Raw genomic sequence first — 5955 nt, 5'->3', positions numbered from 1 at the left:
GCAAACAGGATATTCGCGATCTCATCGCCTACGCCAGTGACCGCGGCATCACCATCATTCCGGAGATCGATATTCCCGGTCACTGCCGCGCCGCAATCAAGTCACTGCCGGATCTGCTAGTCGACCCGCAAGACCGTTCGCAGTACCTCAGTACCCAGTGGTATTCGGACAACATTCTGTCCCCGGCCCTGAAAGGTACCTACACCTTTATCTCCAATGTCCTGGACGAAGTCTGCGAGCTTTTTCCGGCTCCCTATATCCATGTCGGCTGTGATGAGGTGCCACAAGGCGTCTGGACCCAGAGCCCTGCTTGTCGGGCAATGATGGAGCAGCATGGCTATCAGGATCCGCGCGAGCTGCAGGGGCATATCCTGCGCTTTGCCGAAGAGATCGTCCAGGCCAAGGGCAAGCGGATGATGGGCTGGGAAGAGGCAACCAACGGCGACAAGATCAGCAAGGATACCCTGATTTTTTCCTGGCAGAACGAGGAGGCCGGACTGGCCTGCGCCCGTGAAGGCTATGACGTCATCATGCAGCCGGCCCAGTATACCTATCTGGATATGGCGCAGGGCTACACCGCAGACGAACCCGGCTCCGACTGGGCCTGCAAGCTGCCGATCGATGTCGTCTATAGCTATAAACCCCTGTCGTCGCTGGCCGACAACGACCCGGCCCACCAGCATATCCTGGGTATCCAGGCCGCATTGTGGTGCGAACTGGTCAACAACCAAAGCCGCTTCGAATACATGATTTACCCACGCCTGCTGGCCATTGCCGAGCTGTGCTGGACCAAAGCAGAGAACAGAAACTGGAAAGACTTCAAGGCTCGCCTGAGCGGCCAGTTAGCCTACCTAGACAAAGCTGGCATTAATTACCGTCGTTGTGAATAGCTCACTCACAACAAGAGAAACCATTTAAAAGGATTGGAAATAATGAAATACGGTTATTTTGATAACGACAACAGAGAGTACGTCATCACTCGTCCTGATGTTCCGACTCCTTGGACCAACTACCTCGGTACGGAAAAGTTCTGTACTGTTATCTCGCACAATGCCGGAGGCTATTCATTCTATAACTCTCCGGAATACAACCGGGTCACCAAGTTCCGCCCAAACGGATCTTTTGATCGCCCTGGGCATTACGTCTACCTTCGTGATGACGAAACCGGTGATTACTGGTCAATTTCCTGGCAGCCGGTGGCAAAGAGCCTCGACGAAGCCAAGTATGAAGTGCGTCACGGCCTGTCTTATTCGAAGTTCAAGTGCGAATACAGCGGTATCTCAGCGTCGAAAACTTTGTTTGTCCCTAAAGGTGAAGATGCGGAGATCTGGGATGTTGTTATCAAAAATGACAGCGACAAGCCGCGCACCATCAGTGCCTTCTCGTTTGTCGAGTTCTCGTTCAGCCATATCCAGTCGGACAACCAGAACCATCAGATGAGCCTGTACTCAGCGGGTACCTCCTATAACGAAGGCGTGATTGAGTATGACCTATACTACAACACCAATGACTTCGAAGGTTTCTACTACCTAGCCTCAACATTCGATCCTGATAGCTATGATGGTCAGCGCGATTCATTCCTTGGCCTGTACCGCGATGAATCCAACCCGCTGGCGGTTGAGCAAGGGCAATGTACCAACACGGTCAAGACCTGTTACAACCACTGTGGTTCCCTGCACAAGCAGTTTGTTATCCTGCCGGGCGAAGAAGTGCGCTTTGTCTATATCCTCGGCCTTGGCAAAGGCAACGGCGAGAGACTGAGAGCCAAATACCAGAATCTGGATAATGTCGACGCGGCATTTGCAGCTATCAAAGAACATTGGGCAGAACGTTGTGCCAAGTTCCAGGTGAAATCACCAAACGAAGGCATGGATACCATGCTCAACATCTGGACCCTGTACCAGGCAGAAACCTGTGTCGTCTGGTCCCGTTTCGCCTCCTTCATCGAGGTTGGCGGCCGTACCGGCCTTGGCTATCGTGATACCGCCCAGGATGCGATGGCTGTCCCTCATGCCAACCCGGAAATGACCCGCAAGCGCCTGGTGGATCTGCTGCGCGGCCAGGTCAAGGCCGGCTACGGGCTTCACCTCTTCGACCCTGACTGGTTCGATCCGGAAAAAGCCGATGTTGCCCCGTCGAAATCACCAACCGTCGTTCCGACGCCAAGCGACGAAGACAAGATCCACGGTATCAGCGATACCTGCTCTGACGACCACCTATGGCTTGTACCAACTATCTGCCGCTACGTCATGGAAACGGGTGAAACCAACTTCTTCGATGAAATGATCCCGTATGCCGACGGCGGTGAGGCAACCGTATATGAACACATGAAAGCGGCGCTCGACTTCACCGCCGAACATGTTGGCCGTACGGGTATTGCCAAAGGCCTGCGTGCCGACTGGAACGACTGCCTGAACCTTGGTGGCGGCGAGTCTTCCATGGTGGCCTTCCTTCACTACTGGGCTATTCAGGAGTTTGTCGACTTGGCCAAGTTCCTGGGCAGAGACGAAGATGCAGCCCGTTACGAAGATATGGCCGGCGGTGTACAGAGCGCCTGTGAGAAGCACCTTTGGGACGAAGACGGCGGCTGGTATATCCGCGGTATCACCAAAAACGGCGAAAAAGTGGGTACCAACGAGCAAGTTGAAGGCAAAGTTCACCTTGAGTCCAACACCTGGGCAGTCGTATCAGGTGCCGTCTCTCAGGATCGCGGTGAGAAAGCAATGAACGCTGTCGATGAATACCTGTTCTCCGAGTACGGCCTGCACCTCAACGCCCCGTCTTTTGCAACGCCAAACGATGACATTGGCTTTGTAACCCGTGTCTACCAGGGCGTGAAAGAAAACGGCGCTATCTTCTCGCACCCGAACCCATGGGCATGGGTGGCCGAGGCGAAGCTGGGCCGCGGTGATCAGGCGATGAAATTCTATGATGCGCTCAACCCGTACAACCAGAATGACATGATTGAGAAGCGAATTGCCGAACCGTATTCCTATGTTCAGTTCGTCATGGGCCGCGATCACCAGGATCACGGCCGCGCCAACCACCCATGGCTAACGGGGTCATCTGGCTGGGCATACATTGCCGCGACCAACTTCATTCTGGGTGTCCGGGTCAGCTTCGACGGCCTGGTAGTCGATCCGTGTATCCCGACCGCATGGCCGGGCTTTGAGGTGACTCGCCAGTGGCGCGGTGCAACCTTCAACATCACGGTGAAAAACCCGGAACATGTCAGCAAGGGCGTGAAGTCCATCATTCTTAATGGCGAAGCTATCGAGGGAGCGATTCCTGCACAGGCCGAAGGGTCTGTAAATACCGTTACTGTCGTAATGGGTTAATTACTTTTTAGGGGTGTTATTCACCCCTACTTTTTCGTTTTACACAGAGAGAAATAGGAGTTCCATCATGATCCAATTTGGAACTGGTGGCTGGCGTGCACTCATCGGTGAAGAGTTCACCAAAGCCAACGTACAGCTGGTGGCGCAAGCCATAGCCAATATCATGATTGCCGAAAAAGTCACTCGCAACGGCTTCGTGATCGGCTATGACCGCCGCTTTTTATCCGACAAGGCCGCGGCCTGGTTTTCGGAAGTACTGGCCGGGAATGGCATTCAGGTCAATTTCATCGACAAATACGTCCCGACTCCGATCGTCATGTTTAAGTCTAAACAGATCGGTGCCACCTACTCGGCATGCATTACCGCATCGCATAACCCGGCAGACTACAACGGCATTAAAGTCTTTATTGAAGGCGGCCGTGATGCCGACGAGGTGATCACCCAGAAAATTGAAGCCCAGGTTGCCAGCCTGTCTGACGCTGATATCCAAACCGCCGACTTTGACAATGCACTGCGCGACAACCTGATACAAATCATCAACCCGATGAACGATTTCGTCGACTCGATCATCGACTTTATTGACGTCGAGGCCATCAAGCAGGCTAACCTGCGAGTACTGATCGACCCAATGTTCGGTGTGGCCAAAAATGCCCTGCAAACCGTTCTGATCACCGGCCGCTGTGATGTTGACGTCATTAATGACACGCAAAACCCGTCTTTTGGTGGCTTGATGCCATCACCAAGTGCAGCAACCCTGTATCGCCTGAAACATATGGTCGCCCACGAAGGCTATGACATCGGCATTGGTACCGATGGCGACGCAGACCGACTAGGGATTATCGACGAGAAAGGCAACTTCATCCACCCTAACGAAGTACTGCTGCTTCTGTATTACTACCTTCTGGAATACAAAGGCTGGACCGGCTCTGTCGTTCGCAACATCGCTACCACCCATTTACTGGACAAGGTTGCCGAGGCTCACGGCGAAAAATGCTTCGAGGTACCAGTCGGCTTTAAACACGTCAGCTCACAAATGGAAGCTGACGACTCACTGATTGGCGGCGAAAGCTCCGGCGGCCTGACCATTCGCGGCCATATAAAAGGCAAGGATGGCGTATTTGCTTCCAGCCTGCTGGTAGAGATGATCAGCACCTCCGGCAAAAAGCTGTCCGAGATGCTCGACGAAATCTACGACAAATATGGCTACGCCTATACGGCAGAAGGGGATTGTACCTTCAAGCCTGCCGAACGCCAGCGGCTGTACGACAAGATTTATGTCGAGAAAGAGCTGCCGGAATTTGACTACGAAATAGAGAAAGTCAGCTACGCCGATGGTGCCAAGGTTTATTTCAAAAACGGCGGGTGGGCACTGGCTCGCTTCTCAGGTACGGAACCATTGCTGCGCCTGTTTGCCGAGATGGAAAACCAACAACAGGCCGAGGCAATCATCGAACAACTGAAAGATTTTTTACAGATATAACAGCGCAATTCAACTCTCCTGTTCAGCGCCAACCACTGCCAAGTCGCTGGTAAAACAGGAATCGTTGCTCCATTGGTAACATGCGGCATAGCTGTTACATTTCGCAAGCCTTTGGTTTCGGGCTTTAGCGGTAAGGGTGGCCTGGCTACCCTTTTTTCTTGCCTATGATGTTAAAGCTATTATTGCAAACCTTCAGGTTAATCAGCCAATTATTATGAGTATCTGAATATAAAGCCTTATTCAAATGGAAGGTAATTCACCTACTCTCTAGCAAGACAACCTTCTAATCTTACCTCATTCCATTCCAGCATGGCTTCATCCCCCTTAGTGTAAAGGTAGCTACTGCCTTCAAGATCTCGGTACTGTGCCCCCGAAGCCGAGCGCCGTCGCTCAAGTGTTCGGGTATCATTCAAATAATTCACGATCGCAGACTCTGCGGTAGGATAAGTTAATGTGAAATATTGCCCGGCCTGACAATCATAGGTGATCTCGGCCGGAAAGCTGCTTTGATCCGTTGTACAGGCGGCTAAAGACCATAGACTGATAACTAATACTATCTTTCGCATAATAAATCCCTCACAGAATTTATTGATAAGTCTAGCAACAGGAATAAAGTCTGAAGTTCAATGATGTACAAGAAGCGAGAAGTCTATTCTTAAGACGTAAAAAAGCCCGAGTATTTTGATGGGGACGCCTAGTCTCAGGCTTAGTATAAGTAGCGGGGCTGCTGAGGTCGCACGCGACCGGGAATCAAGCCGTAGGCTCGTGATAGTCCTTTCACTATGCTGCAGATAGCAAAAAGCTTCAGCATTTCTGCTGAGGCTTTCGAAGAAGTGGCGGAACGGCTGGGCCGGCATTCCGGCGGGACTCGAACCCGCGAATGCCTTCGGCAGCGTGACAGGCCGCTCTGCTCTCAAGGAAATAGCCAAGGTAAATAGGCTAACCAACTGAACTACCGCTCTGTACTGCACATACAAAAAATCCCCAGCATTGCTGCTAGGGACTTAATGATTGGCGGAGTGGACGGGACTCGAACCCGCGACCCCCGGCGTGACAGGCCGGTATTCTAACCAACTGAACTACCACTCCGCACTAAATTGGAAGCCTGGCGATGTCCTACTCTCACATGGGGAGGCC

At 52.4% G+C, this 5955-nt stretch carries 4 protein-coding genes and 1 tRNA gene; 3 read left to right on the top strand and 2 right to left on the bottom strand.

Annotated elements, in window-relative coordinates; translation table 11 throughout:
- The 3 genes from MHN01_RS13840 to MHN01_RS13830 all read left to right on the top strand — a co-directional run.
- A partial coding sequence (locus MHN01_RS13840) for a beta-N-acetylhexosaminidase (protein ID WP_239411881.1) occupies positions 1 to 890 on the top strand: 890 nt, incomplete at its 5' end.
- Between the two features lie 42 nt (positions 891 to 932).
- Complete coding sequence (locus tag MHN01_RS13835; RefSeq protein WP_239411880.1) at positions 933 to 3338, top strand: GH36-type glycosyl hydrolase domain-containing protein; 2406 nt, start codon at positions 933 to 935, stop codon at positions 3336 to 3338.
- 67 nt (positions 3339 to 3405) lie between these two features.
- Positions 3406 to 4818: a phosphoglucomutase/phosphomannomutase family protein gene (locus tag MHN01_RS13830; RefSeq protein ID WP_239411879.1), complete on the top strand. Its 1413-nt coding sequence runs from the start codon at positions 3406 to 3408 to the stop codon at positions 4816 to 4818.
- Between the two features lie 260 nt (positions 4819 to 5078).
- On the opposite strand, the gene MHN01_RS13825 is transcribed toward MHN01_RS13830, so the two are convergent.
- Both MHN01_RS13825 and MHN01_RS13820 read right to left on the bottom strand, forming a co-directional pair.
- A complete protein-coding gene (locus MHN01_RS13825) occupies positions 5079 to 5384 on the bottom strand; it encodes an MliC family protein (protein ID WP_239411878.1) in 306 nt (101 codons plus the stop codon).
- A 446-nt stretch (positions 5385 to 5830) separates the two neighbouring features.
- Positions 5831 to 5907, bottom strand: a tRNA-Asp gene (locus tag MHN01_RS13820).
- Positions 5908 to 5955: the final 48 nt, after the last annotated feature.

It is taken from the genome of Photobacterium sp. OFAV2-7 (assembly GCF_022347985.1).
Taxonomy (GTDB): Bacteria; Pseudomonadota; Gammaproteobacteria; order Enterobacterales; family Vibrionaceae; genus Photobacterium.
The sequence above is the reverse complement of the archived record's forward strand: the minus strand, read 5'-3'. Positions and strand labels throughout refer to the sequence as shown.